The sequence below is a fragment of the Dyadobacter sp. UC 10 genome (genome assembly GCF_008369915.1).
Lineage (GTDB): Bacteria > Bacteroidota > Bacteroidia > Cytophagales > Spirosomataceae > Dyadobacter.
In genome coordinates this window covers 4,414,169-4,434,153 of record NZ_VSRN01000001.1, presented here as the reverse complement: position 1 = coordinate 4,434,153, position 19,985 = coordinate 4,414,169, and the positions used below count along the sequence as shown (strand labels likewise).

At 46.4% G+C, this 19,985-nt stretch carries 20 protein-coding genes; 11 read left to right on the top strand and 9 right to left on the bottom strand.

All coding sequences use genetic code 11. The features are described 5' to 3' along the window. Positions 1 to 235: 235 nt before the first annotated feature. Positions 236 to 745 (top strand): metallophosphoesterase family protein, encoded by a 510-nt coding sequence (locus FXO21_RS18480; protein ID WP_149641470.1) that lies wholly within the window; start codon positions 236 to 238, stop codon positions 743 to 745. A 3-nt stretch (positions 746 to 748) separates the two neighbouring features. Here FXO21_RS18480 and FXO21_RS18475 read toward each other — a convergent pair whose 3' ends face one another. The 3 genes from FXO21_RS18475 to FXO21_RS18465 are packed head-to-tail and all read right to left on the bottom strand — an operon-like array spanning position 749 to position 2,794. Next, complete coding sequence (locus FXO21_RS18475) at positions 749 to 1,975, bottom strand: M20/M25/M40 family metallo-hydrolase (RefSeq protein ID WP_149641469.1); 1,227 nt, start codon at positions 1,973 to 1,975, stop codon at positions 749 to 751. Between the two features lie 35 nt (positions 1,976 to 2,010). After that, entirely contained in the window at positions 2,011 to 2,322 is a 312-nt protein-coding gene (locus FXO21_RS18470; RefSeq protein WP_149641468.1) for a MerR family transcriptional regulator, read from the bottom strand. A 43-nt stretch (positions 2,323 to 2,365) separates the two neighbouring features. Next, the gene (locus FXO21_RS18465; RefSeq protein ID WP_149641467.1) at positions 2,366 to 2,794 is read right to left on the bottom strand and encodes an SRPBCC family protein; all 429 of its coding nucleotides are present in this window, start codon (positions 2,792 to 2,794) and stop codon (positions 2,366 to 2,368) included. Between the two features lie 165 nt (positions 2,795 to 2,959). On the opposite strand from FXO21_RS18465, the gene FXO21_RS18460 reads away from it, so the two are divergent. Continuing rightward, the gene (locus tag FXO21_RS18460) at positions 2,960 to 4,120 is read left to right on the top strand and encodes an acyltransferase family protein (protein WP_225865749.1); all 1,161 of its coding nucleotides are present in this window, start codon (positions 2,960 to 2,962) and stop codon (positions 4,118 to 4,120) included. Here FXO21_RS18460 and FXO21_RS18455 read toward each other — a convergent pair whose 3' ends face one another. Beyond that, a complete protein-coding gene (locus FXO21_RS18455) occupies positions 4,121 to 5,248 on the bottom strand; it encodes an alpha/beta hydrolase (RefSeq protein ID WP_149641466.1) in 1,128 nt (375 codons plus the stop codon). It abuts the gene before it with no gap. A gap of 512 nt (positions 5,249 to 5,760) precedes the next feature. On the opposite strand from FXO21_RS18455, the gene FXO21_RS18445 reads away from it, so the two are divergent. Then, positions 5,761 to 5,982, top strand: coding sequence for a hypothetical protein (locus tag FXO21_RS18445; RefSeq protein WP_149641464.1), 222 nt, complete (start codon positions 5,761 to 5,763; stop codon positions 5,980 to 5,982). Here the strand turns inward: FXO21_RS18445 and FXO21_RS18440 are convergent. Next, a complete protein-coding gene (locus FXO21_RS18440; RefSeq protein ID WP_149641463.1) occupies positions 5,947 to 6,414 on the bottom strand; it encodes a response regulator in 468 nt (155 codons plus the stop codon). The genes FXO21_RS18445 and FXO21_RS18440 overlap by 36 nt on opposite strands. Positions 6,415 to 6,809: 395 nt before the next feature. On the opposite strand from FXO21_RS18440, the gene FXO21_RS18435 reads away from it, so the two are divergent. The 7 genes from FXO21_RS18435 to FXO21_RS28780 all read left to right on the top strand — a co-directional run bounded on the left by FXO21_RS18435 (position 6,810) and on the right by FXO21_RS28780 (position 14,231). Continuing rightward, positions 6,810 to 9,080, top strand: coding sequence for an Rv1355c family protein (locus FXO21_RS18435; RefSeq protein WP_149641462.1), 2,271 nt, complete (start codon positions 6,810 to 6,812; stop codon positions 9,078 to 9,080). Further along, complete coding sequence (locus FXO21_RS18430) at positions 9,080 to 9,772, top strand: hypothetical protein (protein WP_149641461.1); 693 nt, start codon at positions 9,080 to 9,082, stop codon at positions 9,770 to 9,772. The genes FXO21_RS18435 and FXO21_RS18430 overlap by 1 nt, the downstream gene beginning before the upstream one ends. Before the next feature lie 9 nt (positions 9,773 to 9,781). Continuing rightward, entirely contained in the window at positions 9,782 to 11,944 is a 2,163-nt protein-coding gene (locus FXO21_RS18425; RefSeq protein ID WP_149641460.1) for a sensor histidine kinase, read from the top strand. Continuing rightward, a complete protein-coding gene (locus FXO21_RS18420; RefSeq protein WP_149641459.1) occupies positions 11,941 to 13,032 on the top strand; it encodes a sensor histidine kinase in 1,092 nt (363 codons plus the stop codon). The genes FXO21_RS18425 and FXO21_RS18420 overlap by 4 nt, the downstream gene beginning before the upstream one ends. A gap of 12 nt (positions 13,033 to 13,044) precedes the next feature. Beyond that, on the top strand, positions 13,045 to 13,434 hold the full coding sequence (locus FXO21_RS18415; RefSeq protein ID WP_149641458.1) for a response regulator: 390 nt from the start codon (positions 13,045 to 13,047) through the stop codon (positions 13,432 to 13,434). A 328-nt stretch (positions 13,435 to 13,762) separates the two neighbouring features. After that, positions 13,763 to 13,951: a hypothetical protein gene (locus FXO21_RS18410; RefSeq protein ID WP_149641457.1), complete on the top strand. Its 189-nt coding sequence runs from the start codon at positions 13,763 to 13,765 to the stop codon at positions 13,949 to 13,951. 130 nt (positions 13,952 to 14,081) lie between these two features. Beyond that, a complete protein-coding gene (locus FXO21_RS28780; RefSeq protein ID WP_192579243.1) occupies positions 14,082 to 14,231 on the top strand; it encodes a hypothetical protein in 150 nt (49 codons plus the stop codon). Here FXO21_RS28780 and FXO21_RS18405 read toward each other — a convergent pair whose 3' ends face one another. The 4 genes from FXO21_RS18405 to FXO21_RS18390 form a co-directional block, all read right to left on the bottom strand. Then, entirely contained in the window at positions 14,232 to 14,933 is a 702-nt protein-coding gene (locus FXO21_RS18405) for an L-ribulose-5-phosphate 4-epimerase (protein ID WP_149641456.1), read from the bottom strand. It lies immediately after the preceding gene. A 6-nt stretch (positions 14,934 to 14,939) separates the two neighbouring features. Continuing rightward, on the bottom strand, positions 14,940 to 16,430 hold the full coding sequence (gene araA, locus FXO21_RS18400; RefSeq protein WP_149641455.1) for an L-arabinose isomerase: 1,491 nt from the start codon (positions 16,428 to 16,430) through the stop codon (positions 14,940 to 14,942). A gap of 13 nt (positions 16,431 to 16,443) precedes the next feature. After that, complete coding sequence (locus FXO21_RS18395; RefSeq protein ID WP_149643541.1) at positions 16,444 to 18,129, bottom strand: ribulokinase; 1,686 nt, start codon at positions 18,127 to 18,129, stop codon at positions 16,444 to 16,446. A gap of 308 nt (positions 18,130 to 18,437) precedes the next feature. Continuing rightward, positions 18,438 to 19,151: an NUDIX hydrolase gene (locus tag FXO21_RS18390; RefSeq protein WP_149641454.1), complete on the bottom strand. Its 714-nt coding sequence runs from the start codon at positions 19,149 to 19,151 to the stop codon at positions 18,438 to 18,440. A 210-nt stretch (positions 19,152 to 19,361) separates the two neighbouring features. On the opposite strand from FXO21_RS18390, the gene FXO21_RS18385 reads away from it, so the two are divergent. After that, on the top strand, positions 19,362 to 19,946 hold the full coding sequence (locus FXO21_RS18385; RefSeq protein ID WP_225865748.1) for an RNA polymerase sigma factor: 585 nt from the start codon (positions 19,362 to 19,364) through the stop codon (positions 19,944 to 19,946). Positions 19,947 to 19,985 lie beyond the last annotated feature (39 nt).

Genomic DNA, 19,985 nt, shown 5'->3' with positions numbered 1-19,985 from the left:
GAATTACATTAAGTGCAATAATATGCAAACGAAAATTACTTTACAACTACAAATTTAGTTTTGACTCAAAACTATACGTAAATAAGAAAAATTTAACTTTAATTAATTTTTGTGACACAATATCTACAAATTATTTATATATAAGTTACTTTAACTTAATAAAAATTTCACAAAAGATTCCGGGAAGTATTTTCAATGTCCATATTTGTAATTCAATTTAGTAGTAAACATCATAATGAAGCGTATCGGCTTGCTATCGGACACACACAGTTATCTGGATGAAAGGATTTTCAATCATTTTGCCAATTGTGATGAAGTATGGCACGCCGGGGATATCGGCTCGGTCGAGATCATCGACAAGCTGGAAGCATTCAAGCCGACACGACTTGTGTTTGGAAATATCGACAACAACGAGGTACGCGCCCGGACCACCGAGCACCAGCATTTTGACCTGGAAGGATTTCGGGTGTGGATTACCCATATCGGCGGTGCGCCCCCGCGATACAACCCCCTGGTGCTGCCGACATTAAAATCGTCTTTGCCAGATATATTTATATGCGGTCACTCACACATTCTCAGGGTGATCCGGGACGCGAAGTTGAACAATATGCTTTATATCAATCCGGGAGCGGCGGGAAAGGAGGGTTTTCATAAAATCCGTACTGTATTGCGGTTCAATATGCACGACGGACTGATCAGCCAGATGGAAGCGATTGAGTTGGGAAAACGGGGAGCGATTATGTAATTTTCAAAAGGTCACTTTAACCTTTTTCGTCTCCTTTCCGCGCATAAATTCCGCATCTACCTGCTGGCCTTTTTCGTGTTTCCCCAATATCTCCATGTAGTCGTAAATGGTACCTATTTCTTCTCCTGCGAGTTTAATGATCACATCCCCAGACAAAATTCCCGCTTTTTCAGCTGGCCGGCCTTTTGAAACCCCGTCAATTTTCAGTCCTTTCCCGGTGTAGCTGTAATCGGGCATGACGCCGAGCGTGACTTTAAAATTACTGGTAGTCGCCCCTGAATGCGGATTGCCGGCAGTGACGAATTCCGGTTCCGTTGTTTCATTATCAAGCTGGGTAAGCAGGCCGGCAATGAGCGAAAGGATCCTTGCCTCTCCTTCATAATTGATCTTATCCGGATCATCAGAGATCTTGTGATAGTCGCCGTGCCCTCCTGTGAAAAACTGGACGACGGGAATGTTTTTAAGATAAAAAGAGGTATGGTCAGAAGCACCCACGCCGGAAGAGTCTATGGTGTACTTCAGATTCTGCTTTTTAGCAAGATCAGGGATAAGTTTCCCCCACACCGGGCTTGTCCCCCAGCCTGAAACGATAATCCCCCTGGAATCATCCAGCCGGCCGATCATGTCCATATTGATCATACCGGATATGGAATTAAGTGGGATAGTAGGTTTTTCTGTGAAATGTTTCGATCCGATCAGCCCTAACTCTTCGCCCGAAAAAGCGATAAACAGGTAATTGTGCCTCTCTTTTACATTGTTCTCAGCGAAGTATTTTGCCAGCTCCATAACCCCCGTGGTTCCCGAAGCATTATCATCGGCTCCGTTATGGATCTTGTTCTTACTGTCGGGAGACAGCGAGCTCCCCTGGAAACCTTTACCGAGGTGATCGTAATGGGCACCTACCACAATGGTTTTTTCAGCCCCGTTATCCAGCAACGCCACTACATTCCTGCCCGTCATCAAATGCGCTTTGCCGTCGATTGCGAATGAAACTTCGAATGGCTGGAAGTAGCTGTCTGAGCTCCCGGCGGGTTTCAGGTTCAGGTTTTTAAAATAGTCTGCTATATAGTTCGCCGCCCGTACTTCCCCCAGGCTGGCAGTACCACGGCCTTCCAGGTCGTCGGAAGCCAGGAAATTAATATGCTGGCGGAGCGATGCTGTTTGAAAGGTTTGTGCGGAGGCGCAGAAACTGATAGCAGCAAGGAATGCCAGGGAAAGTATATATTTCATCGGATATCGGATCTTGGAGAGGTATAAATTACAGCCTACAGATTCTCTTTCAGCTCTGTCAGAAATTTCCGCACACGCATCAGTCGCTGGATCATCAGTTCCGACTCTTCCTTTCTGCGCAGCTGTTCCCGCGTGCCTTTAATGGTCCGCCCCTGCTTGTCGCGCTGGTGCATGATCTTTTTGATGATCTCAATATCTCTTTCGGTATACCTGCGTCTGTTCCTGGCGTCCCGCTTGGGATCCAGCTGGGGAAACTTTTTCTCCCAGAACCGCAGCGTCGGGGCTTCCACCTGAAGCATTTCCGCTACCTCATTGATGTCGTAATAAAGTTTTGTCCTGGATTCCATGATATTCTGAAGCGAGTATTACAAATATAATTACCACACTACATTACATCCTGTTTTCCGCTAAACTTTTGATTTTTTCCAGTGCCGTTCCCGCAAATTCCACTGAGGAGTCATAGTAGTTTTGTCCCTCTGTCAAAGCGGAAAAATCGCCGATTTCCAATGTCAGCAGCGTTCCCTCGTTCTCCGCAGTAAGGTGATAAGTGTAGGCAATATCATAGTCTGCAGGTGGCTGCTCCCATTTGAATGCATACAGTTTAAGTACCAGTTTCTCATGCGGTTCACAGACTGTGACCGTCAGGCGCGAAAATCCTGTCCATTCTATTACCCTGCCCACTTCGAGGTAGTAATCGCCAAAATCCTGCGGTAAATCCTCCCACTGCCTGATATACTTCGGAGCCACAAGGACTTCCCAGACTTTGGCAACGGGCGCGCCTATCCATATTTCCTGCTTTACAATTAATGCTTTACTCATTTATGTCGGATTAAGACGTGACTGTTTGGGATCGGTAAAAATTGTGCCCGGCCGGTTTCCTGTATTTATTTCTCAAAAATGTCTCCGTTTCAAAATAAATTAATCCATTTTTGGTTCGCAATATACGCGCATACCGGCCGAACCGAAAAAGTAACTTTCCAGAATATGATGAATGAAGAGTCGACACTGACCCGCAACCGGACTGACTCCAAAATTGACAGCATCCAGGTACTCAGGGCGATAGCGGCACTCATTGTTACTGTATACCATTCCAAAGATGTTGTCGCGAAAAACGAACCTTTCAAACAGGAAATCGACTTTTTGTTCAACTCAGGTCCGGCCGGTGTAGCATTGTTTTTCGTCATCAGCGGCTTTATTATGGTTTACATCACCCAAAATACGCCGTCTTCGCCGCGAGAAATCTACCAGTTTATGGTCAAACGGTTTATCCGCATCTGGCCCACTTACGCTTTCATGACCCTGTGGTTTTACTATATTCACCACGGAATTTCTGGTGATTCGAAATCGCTTACAGACCTGATATTGAGCCTTCTATTTATCCCGATCGCACATACCGACGCACCATTTTACGGTTATGCGACATTGTCGGTGGGATGGAGCCTTAACTACGAGATCTACTTTTATCTGCTGATCGCTATTTCGCTGTTTTTTGGAAAAAATCGCTGGCTGGTATTTTCCCTGATGATCGCTGTTACGCTCGTCGGCATTCCCGTGCTCGCCGGGTATTTCACGCTGAAGCCTGATCAGGCGCCGGATTTTGGAGCTGGTTATCTCAATATGATCACCAATCCAATTATCTGGAACTTCGTATATGGTGTCGTCATCGGGCTTATTTACATTCACCCCGGTGCGCATGCGTTCCTGTCCTCCTTGTTCTCTAAAAAAGGTCTCACTTCGGCGGTTGTATTGCTCGTGATCTGGCAATATCTGTCAGGCTTTTTTGGCGGCTTAGGCCCCCTTCAATGGGGTTTCGGGGCTTGTGCGCTTTTCTTTGCGATCATCTTTCACGAGTCAGCCACGAAATCTTACTTCCCTGCCTGGCTGGTCAGAAAAGGAGATATGTCGTTTTCGATTTATCTGATCCACATGCCCGTTTTGGTGATTATCCCGATATTCTTTGCCAAGCTCGGTTATCCGGTCTTCGGTTCGGGTACGGCAATGCTTTTCCTTTCAGTATCGGTGACTCTGATACTCTCAGGCCTGTCGTATCAATATCTGGAACTGAAATTCTCTTCTTACCTGAAATCCTTTTTTCCTCTGATGGAAAGCAGAAAGAAACGGGAACAGGTCCAGGCTGGCGCCTGATCATTTAATCTCAATATCCTCGATCGTCTTGAAATTTTCGTTCACGATCTGATGCCGGTTATCAGCCCAGAGCCGCTTCATAAATTGTGCATAGCGGCTGGTGACATATTGTTCTGTGTAGCTGAGGTGATGCCCCTTTTCAGGCTGGTAATTCAATTCGAAAGGCACTTTCAATTTCCTTAGCTGATCAGAAACAGGCTTGGCGCCTTCGGAACTAAGATAGAACGGGCATGAAAGAAAAGTCCCCCGTACATAAGGAAGCACATTATCGCCTGTCCTTTGAAAAAAGACTGTCGGTTTTGCATTTGCAGCCGTAATGTAGCTGCTTTTGAATACGCCGTAACCCAGATAGGAAAGTAGCGCACGGACCCGGTACGGTGCGCCATTTGGATGAGGATCAAGCGGGCCCAGGGTTTTTACGATACCAGGCAGCAACGCTTCAAAATCCGCTTCCTTCATATAAAGTAAAGCAGATATGGTGATCGCTCCCGCGCTGCTGCCCGCCAGCACCATCTGTGAAGGGTCAATCGACAGTTCCTCTGCCTTTCCCGCAAAATAATGGAGCGCTACATAAGTATCCTGAACAGCCCTGTACACAGCCTGTACCACTTCCCTGTTGTTTCCCCCGCAGGCATTTTGCTCGCTTCCGCCATTGAAACCCAGCCTGTAATTGATAGCCGCCGCCGCATAGCCTTTCCTCGCCAGCCATTTGGCCTTACCCATTTCATTTTCCAGCGAGCCAAACAGGAATGCACCTTCATGTACCATCAAAACAAATGGCCTGTGCTGCATGGTATCTTTCGCGGGCGCGATGAAGCGGTAATCCATTGTAATCGGCCTGCCGATGAAATCATTGGCTTTATAGTATACCCCGGTCTGCTCCGCCAACTGCGCCTCGGTGAATATATCAACTGTTCCGAAACGTTTGGAAAAGGCAAGCACAGAATCGATATTTCGAATAGGGAGCGTGTCAATGTCAGTTGTATCCGGCCGCCAGATAATAGAAGTGTCAATAGTATTTGTATCCCCCGGCTCAGGCAAGGGTCTTACGAATGACGGGCCGCCGCAGTTTGTGAACAGCCAGGCGATCGTGGTGAAGGCACTCCAGAAATAAATTTTTCTCAACATTGACCTTCGATACCTTTACCTTCTAATTGAAAATTTTCAGTAAAAACCAAAAAAGGCATTTGTGCGACTAGCTGGCACCATGCCTTTTCTTGAATGAACACAATAATCTTTAAACCGTTGCAACGTCCTGTTTTTTCCCGGCATGCTTTTAGATTTTGTAGAGTCAGTTTCCCGATCCTACCGACATTGGTGGTAAAAATACCCTTCTATTTTGTTTTTTTCTGCACATTACGCTGCTTTTTTTCCTTTCAGCTTTTTCCTTCCAGCTGCTTCGCGTACGAAGTGAAGAAAACGAATAATACTACTCCTGAGATAACGCCGATTGCTATGATTCTTTTCATGATTAGAACTGGTTTGTCCTTCCGGATACCGCTATCGGATAAATTCCGACGCGCATTAATATCCCTAAAAAAGAATACCAGCAGCAATTACTGGCTTATTTGAAAGGCAGGATTTACGCGTCTGGTACGGTTTTAGTCAAGGCAAGACCAAACACGCTAATTTATAAGGAGATGGATATTATCATTTTTTTTAAGGCAATCGGGAATCTGCTGTTTACAGCGATCCTGTTTTTTGCGATTCTGGTCACGTCGGCGTTCTCAGTACTAACCTATCTGCTGAAAGGTATGGCGCCTGCCTTTGTCAATTTCAAAACACTTTTGCAAACCAGAGGAGAGCATCGCAGCGGCTTTCTGCAGCTAGGAAAGAAGATTTTGCCTCAGAAGAAATTCTAGCTGGCCGTTTACATCGAGCAGTTTTTCGATCAGTTCTTTATTTTCTTCCCGGAGGTGAAATATCTCGTAAGCATTTTTAATGATAATGCGTAACTGCTGCTCGTCCCAGGGTTTGTTGAGGTAATAATAAATATGTCCCTTATTGACAGCATCGATCACCGCCGTGATATCCGTGTAGCCCGTCAGCAGGATCCTGACCGGATCTGAATATTCTTTCAGTACCTCGATCAGAAAGTCCACCCCAGTCATTTCAGGCATCCGCTGATCCGTAATGATCACATGTACTACGTTATGTTTTAAAAGCTCCAGCCCTTCCCTGCCCGAAGTGGCGATCAGTATATTGAAGTCTCTTCTGAAAGCGGCCTTGAAAGAGTTGAGATTATTAATCTCATCATCAACATACAGCACGCTTATCTTGCCTTTGGTTTCCATTGTCGAATCTAAACTTTGAGGTGGTCTTGTTGTGCCTGCAAATATCGCAAGCTCTTTCCGATTATATAAAGATAATTCTACATTATTGAATACAATCCCCAACAGGATTGAACTACAAAAGCAAGAGCAAATGTGCTGAGCGAAACAGTATTACAGGGTCTTTTGCCAGATATTTTAGAAACCTGCATTCAAATATTTTTAACACCACCAATCTGATGGTAGTTTTACAAAAATAATTTCAGCAATTTGTAACTGTTTATGCAACTATTGCCAATACATTTTTTTATTGGTGAGATAGAGCAGACAAATGACACATACTAAGATCAGCAACATTTTTGAGATATTTAAAACAAGGAAAATGACTTTGCCCAGAGGCGCCCTCCGAAAATCACGACATGCACGCTGAGACGACCCTAAATACAATTTACCGGCCGGTATTAATCCCAAAAGAGCAATATGCTGCCAGGCAAGGTTCACACTCATTGACAAATGAATACAGTCATGCGCTCATTCTGGATCTATTCGCCACCCAGTACAAGGAACTGATCAAAGTCAGAACCCCCCGTGAACGTCTGTCAGATCAGCAACTTGATGACCTATATACGCAATGGATTTCCGAGAAAAACGCTGATCTGGAAGGATGCTGGGTGTATTATCCCTGGTCAAACCGGCTTTTACATATTCTGGACCAAGACGAGTTCATTGAGCTGCGTACAGCACGAAACCGCCATAAGATCACATTACAGGAGCAGAATAAGCTTTCGCAATGTAAGATCGGGATCATCGGATTATCTGTCGGCCATGCCATCGCGATGACACTGGCAACTGAACGGGCGGCCGGTTCGCTCCGCCTTGCCGACCTGGATACCCTGGAGCTTAGTAACCTGAACAGGATCAAAACAGGTATTCACAATACTGGCCTCAATAAGAGCGTGATCACTGCACGGGAAATCGCCGAAATCGACCCTTATCTGGACATTGAATGCTTTACCGAAGGCATTACTACCGACAATCTGCATGATTTTCTGACCAGAAACGGCAAACTTAACCTGCTGATCGACGAGTGCGATGATTTTGAAATAAAATTGAGATGCCGTGATGCTGCCCGGCCACTTGGCATTCCCGTGGTAATGGAAACCAGCGACAGGGGCTTGCTTGATGTGGAAAGGTTTGACAGAGAACCCAAAAGATCGATATTGCACGGTTTGCTTGACGATATTCCGCAAGAAAGATTACAGAACATCTCGCCTGCGGACCGGGTCGGGCTGGTCATGCGAATCAGCGATGTGGCCAAAGTTTCGCCACGGGGACGCGCTTCGTTGCTTGAAGTTGGCCAGTCAATCAGCACATGGCCGCAGCTGGCGAGTGCAGTGACCCTCGGTGGCGGTGTGGTAGCAGATGTTTCCCGGAGGATCCTTCTCGGCCAGTTTACAGATTCAGGCAGGTATTACGTGGATCTGGAACAGATTGTTTCCAACAGTTCGCGGACTCACGACATAAATGTTAATAGTAATATTACCACTAATGAATTTGATGTGGGGCGGGCAATCAATGCCGTGTATTCGCTCCCAGAAATACCAGTCGCCGTCTATCTTCCAAAAGATCACATCGAATCAATTGTCGAAGCCGGCTCCCACGCGCCTTCTTTTGGTAATACGCAGCCGTGGAAATGGATTTATTGCAACGGACGCCTGCACCTTTTTCATGGCAACAGCCGTTCACTTCCCTTTTTTGAATTTAAGGATATTGTAACACATTTCGCACTTGGTGCGGCGTTTCAAAATGTGGTGATCAAAAGTGCGGAACTGGGTTATCATGCGTCTGCTCAGATCTTTCCGGCTAACCATGCTCCCGATTTGATTGCTACAATCGAATTTTCCCCACTGGCTGAAAACAGAGATGAACCTTCACTGGCACCGTTGATCCCGTTACGTGCAACTGATCGAACTGCCGGAATGCCATATAAACTCACCGATACCGATCTGGATTTCCTGCGGCATGCCGCTCCCGGTGTAAATGCCCGGATTGACTTTATTCAAGAACCCGCCTCCATTAATGTGATCGCACAAATTGTGGGGGCGTGCGATCTCCTGGCTATGTTACATGAGCAGGGACATACTGACTTTTTTGAAAACACAATCAACTGGCGTTCGGGAACAGATGAGCAAATTGAAAATGGCATCGAGCTTGTAAGGGTCGCCAGAGACCCGGTGCACGCTATGGCCCTGTCCATTTTGAAGGATAAGAAGATCGCCGGTATTCTTCAGGACATCGATGGAGGTAATTTACTGGCCGGACAGATTGCCCGGACGATCGCGGCATCAGCGTGCATTGCGGCAATTTCGGTTTCTCCGGACGGTAACCCCTTTGACGCAGGGAGAATTGTGCAGAATCTGTGGCTGCGTGCCAATAAGCTCGGGCTTTCTGCTGAAATCCTTTATTCTCCGGTTATCCTGTTTGAGCGAATGGAAAGCGGGGACGGGCTCAATGCTATTGAAAAAGACAAAATTCAACGTCTGTCCACTCTTTTCAAAAGCATTATAAAGCGACCTGCAGGATCAGGCCCTGTTTTTCTTTTGAGAATACACAAATCTTCAACAATAGCTACTAAAACAAATCGCCTGGCATTAGATAAAATATTGTTTGTTGTAAATGACGAAATTTGATGGTAGCCAAAATACGCGCTTTTAAATCTACCGAGGATACTGAAGCCTGCCTCAGGTACATTGACGAGCACAGAAAAGTTCTTGAAGCATACGGGGTAAAACAAGTAACTTCCGCAAACCACGACTGGCTCAATGATGAGAATACCTTTGTAATCCTGGTGGAATCGGAAGACGGTGAAAAAATTTACGGTGGTACAAGACTTCAGGTTCGGCAGGAAACACGCAAAATGCCAATGGAGCTTGCTATCGCAAAAAAAGATGAGCGCATTGCCAGCTATGTTGACGAACTCAAACACGAGAAAATCGCGGAGCTGTGCGGGGCCTTTAACAGCAAGGAAGTTGCAGGTTATGGCATAGGAAGTGTTTTTTTGGGCCGGGTCGGCATTGCACTCACTACGGGGCTCGGCATTAAAAAATTGCTGGCATTGTGTTCACCGCCCACCCTGCGGCAATGTCTCAGGATCGGTTTCGAGGTGATCAGGACCCTGGGAAACAATGGCGCATTCTATTATCCCAAAGAAGGTCTCATTGCAACGGCCATCATTGTGAGTGACCTGGAACAATTGCCCCTTGCACATGAAGAAGAATTAAAGCATATTAAACGTTTAAGAAACAGTCCCGTGCAGTTTGCGGTAGAACAGGGCCCGAAAGGTGAAATAGCGCTGCATTATGATCTGAACATCAAAATTTGAAGTGTAAAAATGGGGAGACTGCTACTTGTACTTTTACTGATAGTATTCGCAGGAAAGAGTTCCGCTGGCACAGTTGACTATGTAAATGGTTCGCTGATCATCGGAAAACATATCGAAATCTATGAAGACAAGGCAGACACCCTAACCCTGCCCGAGATCCGGAGGGTACAGGGCTTTCAAAAAAGTACAGATGAAGTCCCCAACATCGGGTTAAGTCAGTCTACTTTCTGGATCCGCTTTTCTATCCGAAACAAATCAGCTTCGGATATGCTGTACCTTGAGCTGGCACACCCCTCGATCCATTCCTGTGAGCTGTACGAAATCAGCGGCGACAATGTCCGTACAGAGACTTACGATGTTACCGACCCTTTCAGTAAACGGCGCATCAAACACCAGAATCTCGTCTTTCGTCTCGCTTTGGGGCCTGATCAGGAGCGTTCTTATTATCTTAAAGTAAAAGGTTCGAACCAGGTTATTCTGCCGCTGCTTGTCCGTGACCGGGAAGTTTTCTTTGAAACTGCCCAGCTCGGCGAGACGATCAATGGAATTTTCTGTGGTATCATCGTAGTAATGGTACTTTACAACATATTTATCTATTTCTCCACCAGAGATAGAAGTTACCTGTTCTATGTGCTGTACGTTCTGTCGATCGGACTGGCCCAAACAACGCTTTCGGGTTATGCATTCAAATATCTCTGGCCAAATGCGCCGAATTTCAACGCTGTTGCGGCCATTTACTTTTCAGGCGTTGCTGGTGTTTCAGTCATGTACTTTCTTAAGAACTTTCTGCAGCTGAAAGAAAACTGGCCCCGCGCGACCATCGTTGCCCCTATCGTTGTCGTGCTTTATTCTATTTCCACGGTACTGAATATGACCGGAAATGAGCTCCTAAGTTTCCGTGTGGTTGATTTCACAGGCGCTTTCGGGGCGCTCTGCTGTCTGGTGATCAGCATTAAGCTTTCACTCGCAAACTACCGGCCTGCCAAGCTTTTCCTTTTGGGCTGGTCTATCTTCTTACTTGGGCTTTTCCTGTTGATCCTGCGCAATGTGAACGTGCTGCCGTACAATGTGTACACCACCTACACGATGCAGTTCGGTTCTATTATCGAGGTTGTATTGCTGTCTATAGCACTCGCAGACAAGATCAATATTTTTAAGAGAGAGAGGGAAGAATCACAGGCACAGGCGCTCCGGATCTCTATGGAAAACGAAAAGATCATCATGGAGCAGAATGTGTTCCTGGAAAAGAGCGTCAACGAGCGTACAGCCGAACTTCGGTTTGCCAACGAGGATCTGAACCTGGCCCTGACCCGCCTCAAAGACGCACAAACACAGCTGATCGATTCTGAGAAAATGGCTTCCCTGGGTCAGCTCACCGCCGGAATTGCGCATGAGATCAACAACCCGATCAACTTTGTGAGCTCCAATATCAAACCGCTGAGGCGGGATATAGATGATATACTGGAAATTTTGGATTCCTATGAAAATATCCAAAAGGTTGGATCTATTGAGGATTTGCAAATTAAAATGAGCGAAATTGAACAGTTGAAAGAAGAACTTGATCTTGACTACATTAAAACTGAACTAGACACGCTTTTAAAGGGTATGGAAGATGGCGCCAGCAGGACAGTAGAAATTGTTAAAGGGCTCAAAATCTTCTCGCGGATCGACGAATTGGACCTCAATATTGTCAATATCAATGAGGGGATCGAGTCGACTTTGATTATCCTGAATTATCAGATGGGCAATTCGATACAGCTCGTCAAAAATCTGGGAAATTTACCAAGCATCGAATGTTATGCGGGCAAGCTGAACCAGGTTTTTATGAATATACTGACCAATTCCATCTACGCTTTGCTCAAAGACAAACAGGAAGGCAAAACACCTACGATATGGGTTAAAACCTGGCTGAGCGATCCTGAGAATATTTCGATCTCCATGCGTGACAACGGGCCAGGAATGACATCAGAAGTAAAAGCCAAAATATTTGAACCGTTTTTCACAACCAAACAGGTAGGCGACGGAACCGGCCTCGGCCTTTCCATAGTCTTCAAAATCATAGAAGCCCATAGCGGCACTATCCAGGTAAATACCGAAATAGGCCAGGGAACAGAATTTTTAATTACACTTCCAGTTAAACGAAAAGTACGCCCAATCCCTGATTTTCAATGAATGAGAAACCGATAACGATTCTTTATATCGACGACGAGGAGCACAATCTGCATTCGTTTAAGGCTTCCTTCAGAAAGCAGTACGACATCACTATCACGCCGTCTGTAGTCGAGGCAGAAGAAATATTGGAGAAAAAGGATTTTTGCATTATTCTCGCAGATCAGCGGATGCCTGTGATGTCTGGTGTACAATTTTTTGAAAAAATCAGAATGAAATTCCCGAAGCCGATCCGTATCCTGATCACCGGACATACTGATATAGGTGCGGCGATCGACGCGATCAATAAGGGAGAAGTGTTCAGGTTTATCGATAAGCCCTGGGATTACAAATATGTCGAAACAGCCATTTCCAATGCATACGATATTTACAAAACAAGGGAAGATCTCAAGCAGCGCAACAGCGAGCTGCAGAAGGCAAATGAGGAGCTGGACAAGTTCGTATATAGCGCTTCGCACGATCTTCGGGCACCGTTAATGTCGGTCCTGGGTATCGTAAACCTGGCTTTGCTTGAAGAAGATGTTAAATCGCAGAATGAATACCTCGAATTGATCAGGCAGTCGGTTAAGAAACTCGATACCTTTATCATTAATATAATCGATTATTACAAAAACGCACGCGGCGTGCCGGTTGTGACGGATATCAGTTTTGAAGAACTGGTGACCGAGGTGCAGGCTACTATTAAGTACCTTCCCGAATATGGTAACCTCAAAATGACCACGGACATCGATCAGTCGGGCAATTTTCAATCTGACGTGATGAAGCTCAGGATTATTTTTAACAACTTGATTAACAACGCGATTAAATTCCAGGACAAGTCCAAGCCAGAGCCCTACGTGCACCTGACCGTGCGCTCGACTCCTGCCGCGGTCAAAATCATTGTTGCCGATAACGGCTCGGGAATAAAGGAATCGGATCAGGATAAGATATTCCGGATGTTTTATCGGGCGGGCGCGACCAATAGTGGTTCAGGCATCGGACTTTATATCGTGCATGAAGCTATCTCCAAGCTCGGAGGTGATATCAGTGTAAGTTCTCAGGTCGGACAGGGCAGCATTTTTGAAATAAATATTCCCTCCATAAAAAAATAAAACCGGTCTCGCATGAAGCCTCTTCTAAACTTCTGTTTGATAGATGACAGCGCATTCGATCTTTTCATTTATGAAAAGTTGCTTATCAAGAGCGGGATTACCGATTCTGTCAAAACTTTCAACTCGGCCAGGGATGCGCTAAAACACCTGGTGACTGAGGGGGCCGGACTTCCTGAGACGATCATCCTGCTCGATCTGCAAATGCCTGATATGAATGGTTTCGAGTTTATTGACGAGTTTGCTAACCTCCCCGACTATCTGAAAGACAAAATCAGGATATTTATGCTTTCTTCAACAATCGATACCCGCGATATTGAAAAAGCAAAAGCCAGCCCGCATATCATAGATCTTCTCCCCAAACCACTGGAAGTTAATTTTTTAAAAAGCAGGCTTGGACTTTGAATTTTCAAACTGCATGATGTTCCCTCACCAACGCCACCAGTCAGGCACAATGTTTGTTCAGTAAAACGTAACGAACGCAGATTTTGACTTTCGCGCGGGTTCAAACACCGGGCCAATCCGCCCCTATACCCAATTTGCCCTATTTTGTAACAATCGGAGACCTTCGAGATAACCCATGAAGTGTCAGAGCAGCATTGCGTTCGTTATTTATGTAATTAAAAAAATTTAAAATATAATTTTTAATATATTTTAAAAGAAGCCAGGCAATCGGGAACATCTTTATAGAAGTACGCTCTACTATACAATAATCTTAACATCCAACCTTTCGATGAAAACCGATAGCAAAACCCTGTCAGAAATTTTAAAGTTGCATGCTGAGTACGTTAAGGAAGTGGAGTTCAGCGGCATTAAGCCATTATCAATGGAAATTTACAAAACCAATTCGCACAATTTCGTCCGCTGGATCAAGGACGAATTCAATCCAGGCAGCAAATTGCGTAAGGAAGCGATCGGTTAAGATTTTGAATACTCAACGTTTAAGAAAAAAATCGCTGCCGGATGTCTCAACATCCGGCAGTTTTTTTATAGGTGATAGTTTGTTAAGTTTGACTACCAGTTTATCTCAACAGTAATTCACAATAGTAAATATGTTTTTTGCCCTGTATAATATGCTCAAAGGCCGGTTTACGAAAGAGGCGATTGAAGAAGCCAAGGCCAACGAAAAGGGAATGTCGAGACAAGAGGCGCTGCAGCAAATGCGCAAGATTGCCAGTCAGCGGGTAGAAAAGAAAAAATAATCACTCCTGCCCATAATAGGCATTTTTCCCGTGCTTTCTGAAATAATGCTTATCGATCAGGCTTTGCTTGATCGTACCGGCCAGCGGATTAATTTGTAAGGTCAGGTAAGCCATCCTGGCAATTTCTTCCAGTACCACCGAGTTATAAATGGCTTTCGCTGGATCTTTGCCCCACGTAAAAGGCCCGTGGCAGGCTACCAACACCATCTCCACTTCTTCATAGCTTAATTGCTGCGCTGCAAAAAGGTCCAGTATCTGATTGCCGGTTTCCAACTCATAATTCCCCTGGATCATTTCGTCGGACATGACCTCTGTTACGGGAATTGCAGCCGTCAAATGATCTGCGTGGGTAGTCCCCAGGTTCGGGATCGGCCGGATTGCCTGAGCCCAGGCAACCGCGTAAGTCGAATGCGTGTGACAAACGCCACCGATAGACGGGAAGTTTTTATATAGCAGGGTATGTGTTTTAGTGTCCGAGGATGGCCGCATTGTCCCCTCGATCACCTTATTATCAAGATCAACAATAACAATATCCGCTGGCCTCAGCCGGTGATAGGGAATGCCACTCGGCTTGATTGCGACAACTCCCTCCGCGCGGTCAATCCCGCTCACATTACCAAATGTAACAATGGCCAGCTCCTCTCTGGGAATTTCCATATTGGCCTCGTAAACCTGCTCTTTCAGGTAAGTATATTTAGACATAGTCAGTTACTTGTAAAATCCTTCACTCCAGCGCAATTCATTTTTAAGCTGCCTCAATGTTGTGTTTTTGTCAATCACAACCAACTCCACACCCGCCATTTCAGCGAAAGTTTCGATGTGGTCAGTCGTCAGGTTCTGGCTGTAAACCGTATGATGTGCCCCGCCGGCATAGATCCAGGCGGCACAGCCGGTTTGCATATCGGGCTGCGGCTTCCACAAAGCCCTGGCCACCGGCAGTTTCGGCAGCTGTTCTGTGATTTCCACAGCATCTACCTCATTTACGATAATCCGAAAACGATTGCCCAAATCTACCAGAGAGACGTTCAATGCGGGCCCCGCCGGTGCATTAAAAACCAGCCTGACAGGATCTTCCTTCCCGCCTATTCCCAATGCATGGATTTCGCAGGAAAGTTTCCCGGCTGCAATGCTGGGACAAATTTCGAGCATGTGCGAACCAAGCACCAGGCTGTTCTGCGGATCAAAATGATAGGTATAATCCTCCATAAAAGAATTCCCGCCGTCGAGCCCGCTTGCCATCACTTTTAGCGCGCGCACCATTGCCGAAGTTTTCCAGTCGCCCTCGCCTGCATATCCGTAACCGGCCGCCATCATCCGCTGCGACCCGATCCCCGGCAGCTGCTTCATTCCGTGCAGGTCTTCAAATGTATTGGTATATCCCTTGAAATTCCCGTCTTGCAGGAAGTACTGCATTCCGAGTTCAATGCGTGCGGCGTCACGGAGCGACGAATGCCGCGCGGCCCCGTTCTTCAATGAACCTGCCAGTTCATAAACTGCATTATATTCCTCCACCAGCCTGTCTATTTCCGCCTCAGAAACCTGATCAATCACCTGCACCAGATCGCCCACCGCGTGCGTATTGACGGAAAATCCGAAAGTCATTTCCGCTGCAACCTTGTCACCGTCTGTCACCGCCACCTGGCGCATATTATCGCCAAATCTGACAAATTTGGCGCCCTGCATATCGTGACGTGCCGCAGCTACACGGGCCCATTTTCCCAGGTCTTCCAAAACCTGCGTTTGATGCCAGTGTCCCACCACTACCTTTCTGTTCAACCGCATTCTGGTCATCATAAAACCAAACTCCCGGTCGCCATGCGCAGACTGGTTCAGGTTCATAAAATCCATGTCGATATTTCCCCAGGGAATATCCCGGTTGTATTGGGTATGCAAATGCAGCAACGGTTTTTGCAGGATCTGCAAGCCTCTGATCCACATTTTAGCAGGTGAAAAAGTATGCATCCAGGCAATAATACCGATACAGTTTTGCTTGCTATTCGCTTCCTGGATAACCCCGAAAATCTCTTCCGACGACTTTACGACGGGCTTAAAAACCACGCGAACAGGTATTTGTGGTGACTGGTCAAATGAAGCGGCGATCGCCTGTGAATGTTCGTCCACCTGTCGCAGCGTTTCTTCTCCGTATAAATGCTGGCTTCCGGTAATGAACCAGATCTCAAACTGTTTTAAATCAAGCATGGGGTTATGGGTATTAAAATTGATCAGAAACGGCATCAATAGCCGCCGTCTGCGTTTTTTTCAGGAATTGATTTTCTATAAATGCACCGGAATCCTGGTATTTTTTGTAAAGTGCCTGGTAAACTTCCGCTTGCTTCTCCCTCGGCTGGTAGATTGCATCAAAGCCGGAACTCATTGCCTGTTGCGCCTCCGGCAATGTTGTATAGATGCCTGAGGCCACCGCGGCAAACATCGCAGCACCGAGCGCACAGGCCTGTTCAGAAGCAGCCACTTTGATCGGCATATTCAATACGTCGGCTAGCGTTTGCATCACGAATGCTGATTTTTTTGCTACGCCGCCGATCGCGATCACTTCGTGGATCGGCACCCCCTCACTTCTGAAACGCTCTACAATGCTCTTGGATCCGAAAGCGGTAGATTCCACCAGCGCCTTAAAAATTCTCGGACTATCACTCGCCAGGTTAAGACCGAAAATGCCGCCTTTGAGCGTGTGTTTCGCATCAGGCGTCCTACGCCCGTTCAGCCAGTCTATTGCGATGATGTCGGTTTCGGTGACGGGTAACTTCCCGGCTTGCTCGGCAAGATGCGGTATCAGTTTTGCAGAAAGCTCCCTGGCGGCATCCTCGCCGAGCAATGCTCTTACTGGCTCAGTAACCAGCTTTCCAAACCAGGCGTAAATATCGCCAAAAGCAGACTGTCCGGCCTCCATTCCCAGCATACCGGGAATAATAGAGCCGTCGACCTGGCCGCAGATCCCTTTGATCAGCAGATGCCCCGCTTCTTCGTTTGGCGCGACCAGCATATCGCAGGTTGACGTACCGATCACTTTACACAGGGAATAGGGTTCGATTAGTGCTCCGACAGCGCCCATATGTGCGTCGAATGCACCTACTCCAATCATCGTATCTGCCGGTACCCCGAATTTTTTGGCCCATTTTTCTGAAATCCTGCCCATTGGTCTGTCGGACGTTTCCGTGGTATCAAACAACCGGTCACGCAGACCGTCGAGCAGCGGGTCGAGGCTTTTCAGGAAATCATTGGAAGGTAAACCGTCGAAATCCTGGTGCCACAGCGCCTTGTGCCCTGCCGCGCACCGCGACCTTTTTAATTTCAACGGGTCGGTAACGCCGGTTAGTTCGGCAGAAACCCAGTCACAATGCTCCACCCATGAAAATGCCTTATCCCGCACTTCGGGATCAACGCGAAGCGTACGCAATATCTTGGCCCAAAACCATTCAGAGGAATAAATACCGCCAACAAACCTGATATAGTTTTCTGGCCAGGTTTGGGCCAGCCGGTTAATTTCCTCAGCCTCGGCATTAGCTGTGTGATCTTTCCAGAGAATAAACATCCCGTTCGCGTTTTCGGCCATTTCAGGCAGGAGTGCCAGCGGGGTTCCGTTCCTGTCCACAGCAACCGGCGTGGAACCTGTTGTATCCACCGAAATTCCGCGGATGTGGTTTCTGGCCTCTGCGGGTGCATTATCCAGTGCCTTCACGACGGCCTTTTCCATACTTTCCAGGTAGTCGAGCGGATGTTGCCTGAACTGCGACTGTGCTGCGTCGCAGTATTTGCCCTGTTTCCATCTTTCATATTCCTGCACCGCCGTGCCCTCCTGCCCGCCCGTGCGTGCATTTACCACCAGCGCACGGACCGAATCGGTACCGAAATCAATTCCAATTACATAATCTTGTTTCATATCAAAGCTCAGGATGTAGTCTGCCGGGTTATACGGCATTATTTAACTTATCGGCTAACAAATATAAATAAATTTGTTTCTAGTGTACAATTGACACAATTAATTAATGAATTTTGAATGACTGAATGATTGAATGACTGAATAGTTACGGTACTTTGAATTTTTTGATAAATAGGAAGGCCAAAAGAATACGCAGCCATTCACTCACTCACTCACTCACTCACTCACTCACTCACTCACTCACTCACTCATTCATTCACTCACTCACTCACTCATTCATTCATTCATTCATTCATTCATTCAATCATTCAATCATTAACTCCCTGCTTCATCGAATCAGGCATGAAGTTCCAGAAGGAATGGAATTTGGCTTTGTACTTTTCGGTATCCAGTTTATAGAGCATAGCCTTTTTCGTCGCACCGTTGCTGTTTTTGTCACCGGTATCAATGAGCAGCCCGGTAGAAAGCAGTTTCCTGCTGAAATTGCGCCGGTCGATCGGGATATTGTAAATGGCTTCATATAATTTCTGAAGCTGCGGTATTGTGAAACGTTCGGGTAGCAGCTCGAAGCCAATCGGATGAAGCGCTGCTTTGTATTTCAAATGCTCTATTGCGCGGGTCACCATTTCCTCGTGGTCAAAAATGAGCTTTGGGCGCGCGTCCAGGGCCAACCAGGATGCATTATGGTTTCTGACCGACTCCGAATCGTGTTCATCTATCTTTATCAAAGCAAAAAAAACGACTGATACCGTCCGTTCACCCGGGTCACGCCGCGCTTTCCCGAATGTTTCGAGTTGCTCTACATAAATATCCTTCAGGCCGGTGAGGTTAAACAGGATCCTGGCGGCACCGTCAGACAAATCCTCTTCTTCATTCACAAACCCGCCCATCAAAGACCATTTCCCCTTTTCGGGCTCGAAATTCCTTTTTACGAGTAAAAGTTTGATTTCCCTGCCATCGAAACCAAAAATGATACAGTCAATAGCTACCAGAATGCGTGCTGCCTGCGGATAATTTTTCATTCATCTATACTTGTGGAGAGTTCTGCCCGTGAGGCATTTGGACAATATTTTTATTTAATAATACTTCGAAATGATTTTGAAACAGTGTTAATTTTCTATTAAGAAAGTAAAAAAAAGAAAGAGATTACTTAATCTGCTCAAAGAGCCCTGAACAAATTTAATTGCGAATTTTGTAAACCTTAAAGTCAGATTTCACAGGCCATCTTCATTATGAACTACATTTACGCGAACTGTTCCGATGAAAATATCCTTGCGCTGATCCGTGAGCAGCACGATGAGCTGGCATTTGAAACGCTTTACAACCGTTACTTCAAATCGCTGTTCAACTATGCTTACAGCAAGGTCAATGATCAGTTTTCGGCCCAGGAGATTGTCCAGGAACTGTTTGTGAACCTTTGGCAGCAACGTGAAAACATGCATGCAGAATGCTGCCGGTCGCTCCTTTTTACCATTGCCAAAAGACAAATTATCTCCTTTTACCGAAAAGAAGCCACCCGCCGCCGCCATTACGACCAATGGACGATCCAGCGCCCTGAACACGAAGAAACCGCCGACCAAACCGCGCTGGTTTCCGATCTAGAACACCGCTATCAGACTGGATTACACCTGCTGCCCCCAAAATGCCAGGAGGTTTTTGTCCTGAGCCGGCAGGGCTTTGCCAACAGGCAGATCGCCGAACAGCTATTAATCTCGGAAAAGACCGTTGAGCAGCATATTACCAAGGCGCTGCGCGTACTGAGAGCACATCTGAAGGAGCATATCATTTATGCTTTTATACTGTCCCTGATTTTTTAAAAAAAATCTGCTGACCTACTAAGGGTTGGCTCCCCGGCG